Annotated in this window: 12 protein-coding genes; 3 read left to right on the top strand and 9 right to left on the bottom strand. The window is 43.9% G+C overall.

Annotated features, from left to right (window positions below; genetic code table 11):
• Positions 1 to 52: 52 nt before the first annotated feature.
• From YH65_RS11750 to YH65_RS02565, 7 genes are all read right to left on the bottom strand, one after another.
• On the bottom strand, positions 53 to 247 hold the full coding sequence (locus tag YH65_RS11750) for a response regulator (RefSeq protein WP_342666059.1): 195 nt from the start codon (positions 245 to 247) through the stop codon (positions 53 to 55).
• Complete coding sequence (locus tag YH65_RS11755) at positions 222 to 419, bottom strand: response regulator transcription factor (RefSeq protein WP_342666060.1); 198 nt, start codon at positions 417 to 419, stop codon at positions 222 to 224. Before YH65_RS11755 ends, YH65_RS11750 begins: the two co-directional genes overlap by 26 nt.
• Positions 420 to 424: 5 nt before the next feature.
• Complete coding sequence (locus YH65_RS02545; RefSeq protein ID WP_046550495.1) at positions 425 to 3613, bottom strand: ATP-binding protein; 3189 nt, start codon at positions 3611 to 3613, stop codon at positions 425 to 427.
• A gap of 3 nt (positions 3614 to 3616) precedes the next feature.
• A complete protein-coding gene (locus YH65_RS02550) occupies positions 3617 to 4894 on the bottom strand; it encodes an Hpt domain-containing protein (RefSeq protein ID WP_046550496.1) in 1278 nt (425 codons plus the stop codon).
• 19 nt (positions 4895 to 4913) lie between these two features.
• Positions 4914 to 5384 carry a PAS domain-containing protein gene (locus tag YH65_RS02555; protein ID WP_245609214.1) on the bottom strand — a complete coding sequence of 157 codons (471 nt, stop codon included), beginning with the start codon at positions 5382 to 5384 and terminating at the stop codon, positions 4914 to 4916.
• Positions 5385 to 5468: 84 nt separating this feature from the next.
• Positions 5469 to 7265 (bottom strand): excinuclease ABC subunit UvrC, encoded by a 1797-nt coding sequence (gene uvrC, locus YH65_RS02560; RefSeq protein ID WP_046550498.1) that lies wholly within the window; start codon positions 7263 to 7265, stop codon positions 5469 to 5471.
• Entirely contained in the window at positions 7262 to 7726 is a 465-nt protein-coding gene (locus tag YH65_RS02565) for a DciA family protein (protein WP_046550499.1), read from the bottom strand. The genes uvrC and YH65_RS02565 overlap by 4 nt, the downstream gene beginning before the upstream one ends.
• A gap of 124 nt (positions 7727 to 7850) precedes the next feature.
• Here YH65_RS02565 and nadB point away from each other — a divergent pair, with 124 nt between their 5' ends.
• From nadB to guaA, 3 genes are all read left to right on the top strand, one after another.
• Positions 7851 to 9302, top strand: a complete 1452-nt coding sequence (nadB, locus tag YH65_RS02570; protein ID WP_012083662.1) for an L-aspartate oxidase — start codon at positions 7851 to 7853, stop codon at positions 9300 to 9302.
• Between the two features lie 43 nt (positions 9303 to 9345).
• Complete coding sequence (gene nhaD / locus YH65_RS02575) at positions 9346 to 10689, top strand: sodium:proton antiporter NhaD (protein ID WP_012083661.1); 1344 nt, start codon at positions 9346 to 9348, stop codon at positions 10687 to 10689.
• Positions 10690 to 10823: 134 nt separating this feature from the next.
• Positions 10824 to 12365, top strand: coding sequence for a glutamine-hydrolyzing GMP synthase (gene guaA / locus YH65_RS02580; RefSeq protein WP_012083660.1), 1542 nt, complete (start codon positions 10824 to 10826; stop codon positions 12363 to 12365).
• 162 nt (positions 12366 to 12527) lie between these two features.
• Here the strand turns inward: guaA and YH65_RS02585 are convergent, their stop codons facing one another.
• Positions 12528 to 13139, bottom strand: coding sequence for a response regulator transcription factor (locus YH65_RS02585; RefSeq protein WP_046550500.1), 612 nt, complete (start codon positions 13137 to 13139; stop codon positions 12528 to 12530).
• A 2-nt stretch (positions 13140 to 13141) separates the two neighbouring features.
• Positions 13142 to 13738 (bottom strand): tetratricopeptide repeat protein, encoded by a 597-nt coding sequence (locus YH65_RS02590; RefSeq protein ID WP_046550501.1) that lies wholly within the window; start codon positions 13736 to 13738, stop codon positions 13142 to 13144.

Raw genomic sequence — 13738 nt, forward strand, 5'->3', positions numbered from 1 at the left:
GTACGAAAGAGAAGATAGGGAAAATCTTCTCATAATAGCACTTAGTATTTAGTCAAGACCACTGCTCTATTTTGGCAGTAAGCATCTCCTCTTTGACCGGTTTTCTCAGGAAGTCGTTGGCACCATTGTCAAAGACTTCCGTTTTTCTCGTATCATCTGTGGAGAGTACGATAACGGGAATATGGGCGTTTGCCATGTCCAGCCGGAAGATCTTCAGGAACTCAATTCCGTCTACGATCGGCATCATGATATCGAGCAGAAATAAGGTTGATACTGGGGTCTTTTTTCATTTTTTCCAGAGCATCAGAACCATTCTCTGCTTCAATGATATCTGTCACTTTAGGGTTCTTCTTTAAAAGAGTCTGCAACAGTTTTCTGTTGATGAAATCGTCATCAACCACTAATACTTTTAATCCCATCTTTTCTATCCTCTATATTTTTTGATCAGAGATTCTATCTCTTCTTTGGAATTCACGGACGTGATTATAGCGATATTTTCATTGTTCTTACTGATACTCTCATCGATAAGATCTTCGTCAGCAAAGACAATATCGTATTTATCTGAACTGATCTCAGATTGTAATGCATCTGTATCGTCAAGTATGGAGTACTTATATCCCAGGTTGTCGAGAACTTTGGAGAGGACCCTTTTCTCGAGAATGAATTTCTTGGCTACGAGAATACTTTTCTCTTCACTTTTTTCTGCCGGAGCCTCATTGTCTATACTGTCAAGTGCGATTACATCATCAAGTGAGATGGTTTCCTCTTCTGCTTCAGCTTTGGCAGCGGCTACCTCTTTGGCTGATTCCTTTTGTATCGCTTTTGTCTCTTCAATCTGCTCTTTCTTCTCTTCTGCCGTGACTGTTTTTGCTTTGTCGGACAGGAATTTGTTCAGAATATAAAGCAGTTCACTTGTTTCGATTGGTTTGGTAATGTACTCATCCATACCTTCACCTAGGAATCTCTCTCTGTCCCCTTTGAGTGCATTGGCGGTCAGAGCAACGATCGGTACGTGAGGTACCTCCTCGTCCTCTTCGTAGTCAAGGATCTCATGAGTTGCTTCGATACCATCCATGACCGGCATCTGGATATCCATGAAGAGCAGGTCATAGTTGTTGTTCCTTCTCTTTTCAAAGGCCTCCAGACCATTGTTTGCAAGGTCGACGGTAATGCCGTGTTCTTCCAGAATACGCTTGATCAGTTTCTGATTGATGATATTGTCTTCGGTTACCAGTACATCTGCGTCGAACATCGTTGCATGTGTCGGCAGTGCCTCTTCTGCAAGTTGCGGTAAGCTCTCTGCACTCTTGATCAGAGCCTCTTTGAGCTTGGTAAGTGTCACCGGTTTAAAGATGACATTACCCTGGTCGATATTCATAGATTCGATCTTGTTACGGCTGGTCACATTGGCAATAACGATCAGTTTGGATCTGTCTATATTGGAGACGGCATCAATAATGTTCTGTTTTGCCTTGTCGATATCGATCCAGTAGCTTTTACATTCATCAAGTTGGCTGAGGTCTCTAAGTTCATCGATCGTTTCGAAGCGTTTGACCTCCGGACCAAAGTATTCGAAGTATGAAGCAAGATAGCTATCAAGTTTGCTTGGTATCTCCTGCTGGTATTTTCCGATGACCATATCTGTAAAGGCATGCGCATAGTTCGTTTCTGTTGAAATGACCTCTTCAAAAGGAATGGTAAAGAAGAATGTCGTTCCCTGGTCTTTGGCACTCTCAAGTTCAAGCGTACCACCCATGAGTTCGACGAACTGGCTTGAAATGGTCAGACCCAGACCTGTACCGCCGTATTTACGTGTGACTGATACATCCGCCTGCGAGAAGGCATCGAAGATACGCTCCTGCTGCTCTTTGGTCATCCCGATACCATTGTCCTGCACGGAGAACTTGATACGCGGCATTCTGTCGTCTTCGTCCTGTACCTTGTGTATTTCGAGGTTGATCTCACCGCCGTAAGAAGTGAATTTGATTGCATTACTCAGAAGGTTGATAAGGATCTCTTTGATCTTGGTCGGATCGCCTTTAAGTTTGGGACTGATGGTTGGATCCATATAGAAGTTGAGATCGATATTTTTCTCAGCAGCACCTACCGCATAGGTTTCAACAGCACTTTCAAACTCTTCGGCAGAATCGAATACCACATTCTCGATCTCTATCTTGTTACTCTCGATCTTGGAGAGGTCAAGAATATTGTTGATAATGCTTAGAAGATTTTCCGAACTCTTGTCAATGATGGAGAGGAATTCTCTCTGTTCGTCATCAAGGTCGGTACTTCTGAGGATCTCGGTAAATCCGACAATACCGTTAAGCGGTGTACGGATCTCGTGTGACATGTTGGCAAGGAAGAGTGACTTGGCTTCATTGGCCTGTAGTGCTGTGAGTTTGTCTTCCTTGGCAGTTTCGACCAGTGTTTCGAGGAAGCGGTAAGCCTCTTTAGTACCTTCGTGAGTATCGAGATCAATGTTCTCGATGTAAGAGGTGTCGGATGCAAGATAGTGGTCACTGCTCTTCATTTCATCAACGGCTTTGTTCAGTACGTCTTCAAGCTCTTCGATGTTTCTTGTAATATCACGAGTCGTTGAGAATCCGAGATAGGCAAGAATCAAACTGAGGATCAGAATAGCCGATGCAATCGCGAGAAGTGTCAACTGCTCCTGCAGGTATGCCTCACTCTTTTTCCACAGTGTGCTTGAGACGACAAGTTCCGCTTTGGCAAAGAGTGAGATCTTCTGTGTCTGTAGTCTGAACCAGTCAATAGGTTCTTCCGCATAGTCGCCGTTATCGACATCGGTCTGAATAGCTGAAGATGTCTGAGCCAGCTCGGTCAGGATCTCTTTCGCTTTGGGTGAGTTAAGGATCGCAAAGACCCCTTTACGCAGTTGCGGGTCGGTTATTTCATTGATATCGAAGATATTTGCTTTTGTCTTGAAATTGTCCCAGAGAGCGATTTCTTCGAATGACATGGAAGCTCTTTTGGTCATGTAGTAGGAAACAAACCCTCTTTCAAGACCGGCATTCTCCTTGACCGTATATATTTGTGTCAGTGTAGAGATCAGTGAAGAGATTTCATTGTCAAGGGAGAAGTTCTTGATTTGGATAAGGTTGCTATAGATAGGGCTGGCCAGTGTTTTGGTATAGCCGTCAAAAAATACTTTCTTGAAATCACTGCCCTGTGTATCCGCCTCTTTTCTGATCTTGTCAACTTTAGGCAGGTTTGTAAGTAGTTGATTGTATTTCTGCGAATCAAGAAGCTTCCCTTCCCCCGTTAGACTGAGAAGAAAAGGAAGATAGGTCGTGTCGGAAGTTTTAAGAGAACGTTTGAGCTCTGCAAAAACAGTATCTGTACTTTTGCGCTGTTTTATAAGCGGTTCACTGAAGCTTTTTCTGTCGCTTCCCATGTAAAGAGCGGTAAGACCACGTTCTTTACCCACGGCTGTAAGTGACTTGCCCAATATGGCATTGTTTGTCAATATGGTCTTAAGAGCATTTGCTTTCTCGAAGTTGACATATGAAGTTATAAAGAAATAACTTGAAAGCAGGAGGAGCAGTACAATAGGTACCATCGCTACGAGTTTGAGTCTGTTACGTATAGTCATTGTCTATTTTCCTTTGTTTTTTGATGTGAGCTCGAACTGGGTCTCAAAAGCAATGAAATGCCCCCAGTATTCTTTGATTAGTTTTTCCAGTTGACTGCTGTCCTCACAGAACTGTATCTCGTACAGAGTATCTGCAAGCGGCGTAATACGCAGGTTACTTGCTGTCCCTTTAAGCAGGTGGCCGATCTTGTTGATCGTTTCCAGGTCACCTTTTTCATAGGCTTTGAGCATTTTGTCCGTCTCTTCATGTGCCTGCTTGATGAAATCGTGGATGAACTCTTCGATCAACTCAGCAGGAAGGCTGAGCTCGTTTGCCGCCTGTTCTACCTGGAAGTCGAAATAGATCGGTTTGACATTGGAAAGATCGATGGTACCAAACCCTTCAGAAGGCTTTATCTCTTTCTTGATAGGAATCTCTTTTTCTCCTGCAGCAGCTTTTGGTTTGGTAGTAGTCAGCCTGCTCAGTGTGTTGTAGAAACTCTGGATGGAACTTTCAATATCTTCATCTTCGGTATATTTGAGTTGTTCAATGATCTCTGTGACCACAGGTAAACGCAGTACGTTGGAGAGATGGAAGAGGGTATGTGTCGCAGCGGTGCGTTTGCTTTTCTCTTTACTTCTGAGGTCATCTTCGAGGGAAAGTGCCGTATCGATGTACTCTGTGAGGAAAGTGTTGTAGTCTTCGGGTGAGATGCCGATGCTTTGGGCAATCTCTTTTACATCGATATAGATAGGGCCGACAGCTTTTTCGAGTACTGCTTTGTCTTCTATCTCACCGATAGTCTCTTCTGCATTGTCTGGCAGGATAAGGTCGAAGAGATCGTCTTCCGGCACTTTTTCCTGCTTTTTGGCTTTAGCTTCAGGAACTGATGTTTCTTGCTCATCAGCTGGCTCCCTGATCTCGAAAAGAGCTTCTTCCTCTTTCTCTTTACTCTTCGATTCAGGTATAACTGACTCTTTTTCCAAAAGTAAGAGTTTTTCTTCCTTTTCTTCGACAGAAGAAGGCAACTCCTCCGCTATGCCGATTTCTCCTGAAATTTTTTCAGTAAGGCGAATAAGTGTCATCTCTCCAAGAAGACTTAAAAGTATCTCTTCTTCTTTCTTGTAATGTGCTTCATCCAGAGGAGTTTTGATTATAATGTCTTTTTCCTCAGCTGTGAGTTCGATGGCATCGAGGGCTATTTTTTTGTAAAGTACCTCGATACTGTCGACCTGCAGCAGTGCCAACAAGTCAGAACTTGCAGCGATAATTTGGCCGTTTTGGTTTGTTATGTAGTACATGTTATGAACAACTCCTTGTTTACTTTTTTTCTTCTTCTACCATTCTTTTATAGACAGGCACGACTTCCTCGATTTCTGCAGTGGTGGCGGGTCTTCTTGCCGCAGTGTATCCGGTTATTTCACCTTCCTTGTCCATGATAGGTGTAATATGCGAATAAACCCAGTAGTATTTTCCGTCTTTTCTGAGATTCTTGACGATACCTGTCCACTCTTTCCCCGCTTTTATCGTCTCCCATAACTCTTTGAAAGCGGCTTTGGGCATGTCCGGATGCCGAACGATATTGTGGTTCTTGCCTGTCAGTTCTTTTTTGGTATATCCGGCAATGTTGCAAAATGTACGGTTGGCATAAGTGATAATGCCTTTGAGGTCCGTTGAACTTACGATCAATCCGTCCTCGAATTTATATTCTTGATCTACAGGATCTGGTCTTTGCATGAATCTTCCTCCCTTGACTGAAGCAGCCTCTCTGTAGAGACGACTAAAATCCATAATAAGACTTTATAACAATTAATCTGAAAATGCCTTGAAAAGAATGGTTTTAGAGTGCTTTTTTAGTAAAAAATATCAAATGGGCTACATTTCACCATTATTATTTTTGATAATATTGGAAATTTTCTTATTTGTAACTTTCTCTATCTCTTCACTGCTGGCATGGGCAATGGCTTCGAATGTGCCGAAGTAGTCTATGAGTTTTTTTATCGTTGCTTTGCCGATACCTTTTTTGTTCAGAAGTGAGACCTGTGTATCTTCTTTGCGCTTTTTGTTCTGGTGGTAGGTAATGGCATAACGGTGTGCTTCATCACGCTGCTTCTGAATCCACTGCAGGCGTTTGTCATTGGGTTTGAGTTCAATGATGCCGGCTGCAGTATAAAGAATGTCTTTGGCCGCTCCTTTGGCGCGATGTGCCCTGGCATCTAGTTTCTCTTTGGCAATGGCGATGACATCCAGGTTTATCTGTGCGTCTTTGAGGAGGGAGAGTGCAAGATTGAGGTTGGCCTGTCCCCCGTCGAGTATCCATAGATCCGGAGCAGGCTGTGTCTTGAAGTCGGCTATGCGCCGAGTGAGCATCTCTTTCATCTGGCCATATTCATCCCGTGCATGCAGTTCGTAGCGCCTGTAGGAGTGTTTGTCCCATTTTCCTTCATCCCATACAACCATTCCTCCTACCGTAGCGGCACCCATCATATGGGAATTGTCAAAGCTCTCAACGCGGTATGGGATGGTTGAGAGTTCCAGCAGATCGGCTATCTTTTGTTCCATGATCGTGTCATTGTCTTTTTTCTTCAAGAGTTCCTTACAGTTCTGGAGGGCCAGTTTTGCCAGTTTTGCCTTGGGACCTCTCTGCGGTGTTTCAATACTGATCTTTTTTTCAAAACGGCTGCTGAGCGTCCGGGCGACCTGGAGGGCATCTTCAAAGTGGTGTGCGGTAAGTATCTCTTTGCTGACATAGGGAGTGTCGATGGTGTAAAATTCCAGCAGTGCCTGTCTGTATGCCTCGTTGCAGTCAAAAATATGCGTATGCCTGAAGTAGCTGTAGGCACTCGAGATGATCTTTCCGTTGCGCATGAAGAGCTTGACAATGACCCCACGTTCGTCACCGTTGAGGATGGCAAAGATATCCAGATCCATCTGATTGGCAAGATCGATATTCGAGGAGATGTGCAGGGAAGAGATTGCTTCTATACTGTCGCGCAGGGCGGCAGCTTCTTCAAAGCGCTCCTGTACGGCTAGTTTTTGCATCTTCTCCTGCAGTGTTTTAGTAAGTATACTGCGTTTGGTGATCGCCTGTTTTGCTTCTTTAACGATCTCGGCATAGGCATCCTTCGAGACTTTGCCTTCACAGGGAGCCAGGCACTTTTTGATCTGGTAGAAGAGGCAGGCTTTCCCTTTGTGAAGGCAGGATTTTTTCTGGACCAGGGGGAAGATTTCATAGAGCGCATCGAACAGGGCTCTGCCGCCATTGGGGAAAGGGCCGTAGTAGGTGATCTTCTTACCCTTGACTACTTTTCGGGTGATCTCGAAACGGGGATAGGCCTCTGATTCGTCAATATAGATGTAGGGGTAGGTCTTATCATCCCGAAGCAGGATATTGTATTTGGGTTTGAGCTGTTTGATCAGAGAATTCTCCAGGATCAGGGCATCCTCTTCACTCTCTACAATGATATAATCAAGGCGTACGGCTTCATGCAGCATTTTGATGATACGGGGGCTCTGGCCGGGATTGGGAATGAATGTCGGTGTAAAACGCCAGTAGCTCTTGATGCGGTTCTTGAGGCTTTTGGCTTTTCCGACATAGAGCAGCTTATCCTTGTCGTCAAAATACTGATAGACACCGGGGGAATCCGGCAGTGATCTAACCGTGGATATCATGACTGCTCTGCTTCCCTCTGTGTTTTGATCCGTTTCTTGATCGTTTCGAATTTTTCTTTGAGTTCTTCATCCTGACTTTCAATAATGAAATCGGCTGAGGCGAGTTCATTATAGTAGGGAACGGTTGCATTGTCCGTTTCCTCAGTCATGGCAGAACGGTACTTGCTGTGAAAAATGACGATCTTTCCTGCCTGCTGGAGCATTTCACAGCTTTTGTCATGACTTGCGAGCTGGGTTAATACGCCCTTTAATATATCTTTATTATAATTGAGTTCCATTTTGAAGCCGGGATGTGTCACGGCGACAAAAAGTGTATCGTTCTGTATATAGACAAAGGCGATGGCCTTCTGCCATTTTGCACCAAGCAGCGAGATATACTTTTTGTAACAGGCATGCTGCTTCAAAGATCTGAACTGAGGTTGGTTGGTAAGATGAGAGAGAATCGCAGAGACTTTTTTCATACAATTATTATAGCATCACTTTGCTGTATCGTATTGTCAGGATGTGGGTACAAGACCAATCCGGTCTATGTAGCCGATACGAATGCATCGCATTCGGGCAAATAATTCATAATGAAGGAATGATGTGCAAAAGTATGATGTATTGATCATCGGTGCGGGAATTGCGGGCCTGTATGCAGCCATGCAGCTGCCTAAAAGTAAAAAAGTACTGGTAGTCTGTAAGGATATTCCCTGGGAGTGTAATACCTTTTATGCCCAGGGAGGGATGGCTACGGCCCTGAATGAGGAAGATGTACCGCTGCATGTTTCAGACACCATGGCTGCCGGTGCCTACCACAATGTGAAAGAAGCCGTTGAAATCCTTTCCAGAACTTCTCTGGAGACCACGCCTGACATCATTGCAAAAGGTATGGAATTCGACCGTGCGGAGGATGGGCATATCCTCTACACCAAAGAGGCAGCCCATTCGGTTCCGCGTATCATTCATGCCGGAGGGGATGCCACGGGACGCTATATGCATTACTTTATGATGGTGCAGAACAGACACCAGTTACAGAAAAATACACTGGTGTACGATCTGCTCATTGAGAACGGCAGATGTTACGGTGTCAAAGCGACGGTCAATTATGAACCCACGACCATTTACGCGGATGATGTGATCATCGCCTCAGGCGGTGTCGGGTCACTCTATGCCTACAATACCAACTCCAGGACCGTCTCAGCCGATATTCACGGTATCTGCGTTGAAAAAGGGATCGAACTGAGCGATATGGAATTCATGCAGTTCCACCCGACGGTTTTTGTCGATACCCCTTATGCAAGAAAGCTTTTGTTGACCGAAGCGCTTAGAGGCGAAGGGGCTCATGTGGTCGATGAGGATGGCGAACGTTTCCTCTTTGAGTATGACGAACGCGGTGAACTGGCCAGCCGGGATATCGTGGCGCGTGGCATTTTCAAACACAAACGCAATACGGGTAAGCAGGCCTATCTTGACTTCTCAATGTTTGAGGAGAAGTGGTTCGAACAACGCTTTCCGAACATTACCCGTACCTTTGCGGCGCTGGGGTACCATTTCCCCAAGGATAGGGTACCAATATCTCCCGCATTCCACTATGCCAATGGAGGGATAAAGTGTGATGTGAACGGCTGTATTCCCGGTATGGAAGGCCTCTATGTCATCGGAGAAGCAGCATGTACCGGTGTGCATGGTGCGAACCGTCTTGCCTCGAATTCTCTGCTTGAAGGAGTGGTCTTTGCCAAGCGTGCTGTTGATCATCTTCTAGACAGGGGACATCAGCAGATCAAAACACCTGAATTTGAGAAAGATTACGGTAATATTCTGCACAAAGAAAACGATAAATCCTATAAACAGAGACTGCGTCAGGTGATGTGGGAGGATATAGGGATTATCAGGACGACCAAAGGGCTTCATGAAGCGAAAAACCTGATCTATGATATGAAAAACCATGAGATCGGGCGGTTGCTTCAGCTGCGTCTCAATACGGCTTCGGCGATCGTTGAGGCGGCATTGGCACGCACAGAATCCCTGGGATCACACTATATGGAAGCAGATTAGCTTTCAAGGTATGTATAGTAATATATTACATTTAGGAGAAGAAATGACAGAAGCGGCAGCGGCGGCGGGAACAGCAGCACAACATTTGGACCTGACAACAACATGGGTGGGGATACTTTCACTTATTATCTTTGTAGTGGGATATTATTTCATCGCAGCGGAAGACAAATACCATATTAACAAAGCGAAACCTGCCTTGTTTGCGGGTACCGGTATTTTTATGTTGATCGGTGTCTATTTTGCGATGAACGGACTGGATGGGCACCATCTTGAGAAAGAAGTGGAAGCACTGATCTATGAGATTGCAGGTATCTTCTTCTTCCTGATGGTGGCAATGACCTATATTGAAGCGATGATCGACCGTGGTGTCTTCTCCGCGCTTCGATACAACCTGGTCTCAAAAGGATACACCTATAAAAGGCTTTTTTGGGTGACCGGTTTGCTTGCTTTTTTCATTTCCCCTGTGGCGGACAACCTTACGACTGCACTGATCCTATCTACAGTACTGATCACGATCGATAAGGAGAACAGATCTTTCCTTGTGCCGGGTGCTATTAATATCGTTGTTGCAGCCAATGCCGGAGGAGCCTGGTCGCCGTTTGGAGATATTACGACACTGATGGTATGGGTAGATGGGAAAGGTGCCTTCTCCGAGTTCCTTTTCCTTTTCCCCGCGTCGATCCTGGGCTGGTATGTGACCGCTTTCCTCCTGAGCCGTTTCGTTCCGGACGGACAGCCTCCTTTCAATGCGAGTGAAGAAAAAGCTGTCATCCTGGAAGGCGGTAAGCAGATCATCGGACTGTTTGCTCTGACAATCGTTCTTGCAGTGCTCTCTCATCAGCTGTTGCATTTGCCTGCGATGTGGGGTATGATGTTTGGTCTTGCTCTTTTAAAGATGTATGTTTACTATATTAACCAGAATGCCGGGCCGACCCAGCTGAATGCCTTCTCATGGATCGCAAAGATCGAGAATGATACGCTGCTTTTCTTCTTCGGTATCCTTGCCGCGGTTGGCGGACTGCATTTCCTGGGATACCTTGAGTACTTTACTGCACTTTACGACAAATTCGGTCCGACAGCAGTCAATATAGGTGTCGGTTTCCTCTCCGCCGTTGTCGATAACGTACCGGTCATGTCCGCAGTACTCAAGTCTGATCCGAATATGGGTAAATTCGTACAGGAACAGTGGATGCTGGTTACGCTGACGGCAGGAGTAGGAGGGTCACTGATTTCCTTCGGTTCTGCTGCCGGCGTCGGTGTCATGGGAAAACTGCACGGTATCTATACGTTCTCTGCCCATATGAAATATGCCTGGACGGTACTGGTCGGGTATATTGTTTCCGTAGCCGTATGGTATATGCAGTTCATTGTGCTGCATATCGGATAAATACAGTAAAAATGGAAGTGGAGACTTTAGTCCCACATTCAAAAGGTGAGGCTAAAGCCTTCACCTCCGAACACTTTTTCTATGAATAAGTTTTTAACAGAAGATTTATTCATATAAATAGAAGGATATTATTTATGAAGCAAGTACCTATCTTAGTTTTGGATTTCGGTTCCCAGTATACACAGCTCATTGCCAGAAAACTCAGGGAATCGGGTGTCTACACGGAAGTGGTGCCGTATCGTGAAAGCATTGAGGATATCAAAGCAAGAAAGCCGCAGGGAATCATCCTCTCGGGAGGGCCGGCTTCGGTCTATGCGGAAGATGCTTACAAACCAGATGAGGGCATCTGGGATCTTGGCTTACCTATTCTAGGTATCTGCTACGGTATGCAGTTAATCACTCAGCACTTCGGCGGTTCGGTAATCGCTGCGGATCATCATGAATACGGCAAAGCAAAACTACATATCGAGAATGAGAATTCCCCCATCTTTAAAGATGTGGCACAGGATTCTATCGTATGGATGAGTCATGGCGACAGGGCAGAGAGACTGCCTGAAGGTTTTGAAGTTGTGGGTACGAGTGAGAACTCTCCCTATGCAGCTATTGCCAATGAATCAAAACATATCTATGCCTTCCAGTTCCACCCTGAGGTACACCACTCTGTAGAGGGTACACATATGTTGAAGAACTTTGCCAAATATATTTGCGGATGCGAAAGCACCTGGAACATGGGCTCTTTTGCCAAAGAAAAGATCGCACAGATCAGAGCACAGGTCGGTGAGAAGAAAGTACTCTGTGGCGTTTCCGGCGGTGTAGATTCATCCGTAGTGGCTGCCATGCTGCATGAGGCACTGCCCAAAGAACAGCTGATCTGCGTATTTGTCGACCAGGGGCTGTTGCGTAAAGATGAAGCAGAACAGGTTCAGGATATGTTCAAGCTTCTTGACATCCCCCTTATTACCATCGATGCAAAAAAAGAGTTCATGGAAGCACTTGCCGGTGTAACCGACCCGGAACAGAAACGTAAAGCGATCGGCGAGAAGTTCATTGAAGTCTTTGACAAGGAAGCGGGTAAACATACCGATGTCTCCTTCCTTGCACAAGGTACGCTTTACACGGATGTAATTGAATCGGTCTCCGTCAAAGGGCCTTCCAAAACAATCAAGTCCCACCACAACGTAGGAGGATTACCTGACTGGATGACCTTTGAACTGGTCGAACCGCTTCGTGAGATATTTAAGGATGAAGTACGTAAGCTTGGGCTTGAACTCGGTCTCCCCAAACATATGATCGGCCGTCACCCTTTCCCCGGACCCGGACTGGCAATACGCGTCATGGGAGAGGTGAATGAAGAGGCGCTCAGACTACTGCGTGAATCAGATGCCATTATGCAGGAAGAACTCAGATCGACCGGTTATTACGATAAGGTCTGGCAGGCGTTCACCGTACTGCTTAATGTACAGTCTGTCGGTGTCATGGGAGACAATAGAACCTACGACAATACTGTCTGTGTACGTATGGTAGAATCGGTGGATGGTATGACCGCGACCTTTGCGCATATCCCTCATGATGTGCTTGAAGGGATCAGCAGACGGATCATCAATGAGATCGACGGGATCAACAGGGTGGTGTATGATATATCTTCCAAGCCCCCAGCCACAATAGAATGGGAATAACTTGCTCCTTATTTTGCATCATCTTTGGATGATGTGGCTCAGTCACTTACTTTATAGTAAGCTCTTTCGCATAAACTTCCAAACCTGATACAAACTAAGGGCAAACAAGCACAGAACCAAACCTATCAAAGTAATAATGAAAAACAGGCTAAAGTTGTTATCTTAAGTTAATATATATGAAAAACTTGCTCTTTCATACTTAATATTAAAACCTATTTTATTGAGTTTAGATATATAAACACGCAGTGTACCATCACTGGAACTTTCCAGGTAATCTAAAATATCTTCTTTTAATAAAGGAGTGCCTATTTGAGATAGAAAATACCCTATAAGCTTTGCTTCGTTTGGAGAGAGTTTTATTTTTGTATTTTTTTTATATAACTGTTTAGACTCTAAATGAAAGTATAAATCTTTGTAAACCACAACCTTTTTTTTGCTATTGTAAAGTTTTTTAAATTGGTACTCTATCCGTATTTTTAATTCTTGAAAATTTATTGGTTTAATGATGTAGTCATCTGCAATTTCAAATGCATTTTTAAGATGATGAATATCATAATATTCATCTATAAAAAGTGTAGGTGTTGTATCTCCTGTCTTTTTCAGTTCCTTGCAAATATCGTAATAGTAATAGTTCAGTACATAAATGTTATATTTGTTTTTGTAAGTTGCATTGTAAAAGTCTTCTATATCATAGGCAATATCAACTTGATAGGAAATAAGTTCGTTACTGATGAGTGGAGTCAAATCTAAGTCAGCAAGTAAGATTCTATACATAGTTACTTGGTGCTTCTAGCAATAATATTGTTAGGATCTAGAAGGAGAATATTTTGATATACTTTTTTATAATCTTTATTGTGTGCAGCTTTATAGCTTATTAACAGTTGTTCTAAAAAGAGTATATCTGTAGGATAGAGTTGTAACATTTTTTTACTTACTTCACTCGCGATTGTGTACTTTTGTTGTGCATTTAATGCTTTTGCCATATAGAGATTTGCATAGTAGTTATAATAATCTTTTTTTAAAAGTTCTGTGGCAACATTTTGTGCATCTTCAAAAGAGTATGTTGCCAAATAGATACGAATTAATCCAAGTTTTGGTTCAAGTGCCTGTGTATTTAAAAGTGCTGCTTTTTTATAATATTTAGTAGCGTTCTCATACTTTTTTTGTAAGTAGAATAACCACCCTAAACGTAAATTCAGTAAGTAGTTATTAGGATACTTTTTAGATAAAGGGGCCAAAGTTTTTACAGCCTCTTTATATTTAGCTATCTGCTCATAACTATAAGATTTAAAATAAGCATTTTTGATCTTTTCAAATGTCCCACTTGAAAATAATAATGAGCTTGTTAATAAAAGTAGAAGCACCTTTTCCAT

Source organism: Sulfurovum lithotrophicum, from assembly GCF_000987835.1.
Classification (GTDB): domain Bacteria; phylum Campylobacterota; class Campylobacteria; order Campylobacterales; family Sulfurovaceae; genus Sulfurovum; species Sulfurovum lithotrophicum.

Excerpts from the sequence above, each read along its gene's own strand:
- YH65_RS11750 (WP_342666059.1), bottom strand. The coding sequence starts at position 247 with ATGATGCCGATCGTAGACGGAATTGAGTTCCTGAAGATCTTCCGGCTG.
- YH65_RS11755 (WP_342666060.1), bottom strand. The coding sequence starts at position 419 with ATGGGATTAAAAGTATTAGTGGTTGATGACGATTTCATCAACAGAAAA.
- YH65_RS02545 (WP_046550495.1), bottom strand. The coding sequence starts at position 3,613 with ATGACTATACGTAACAGACTCAAACTCGTAGCGATGGTACCTATTGTA.
- YH65_RS02550 (WP_046550496.1), bottom strand. The coding sequence starts at position 4,894 with ATGTACTACATAACAAACCAAAACGGCCAAATTATCGCTGCAAGTTCT.
- YH65_RS02555 (WP_245609214.1), bottom strand. The coding sequence starts at position 5,384 with ATGGATTTTAGTCGTCTCTACAGAGAGGCTGCTTCAGTCAAGGGAGGA.
- uvrC (WP_046550498.1), bottom strand. The coding sequence starts at position 7,265 with ATGATATCCACGGTTAGATCACTGCCGGATTCCCCCGGTGTCTATCAG.
- YH65_RS02565 (WP_046550499.1), bottom strand. The coding sequence starts at position 7,726 with ATGAAAAAAGTCTCTGCGATTCTCTCTCATCTTACCAACCAACCTCAG.
- nhaD (WP_012083661.1), top strand. The coding sequence starts at position 9,346 with ATGACAGAAGCGGCAGCGGCGGCGGGAACAGCAGCACAACATTTGGAC.
- guaA (WP_012083660.1), top strand. The coding sequence starts at position 10,824 with ATGAAGCAAGTACCTATCTTAGTTTTGGATTTCGGTTCCCAGTATACA.
- YH65_RS02585 (WP_046550500.1), bottom strand. The coding sequence starts at position 13,139 with ATGTATAGAATCTTACTTGCTGACTTAGATTTGACTCCACTCATCAGT.
- YH65_RS02590 (WP_046550501.1), bottom strand. The coding sequence starts at position 13,738 with ATGGAAAAGGTGCTTCTACTTTTATTAACAAGCTCATTATTATTTTCA.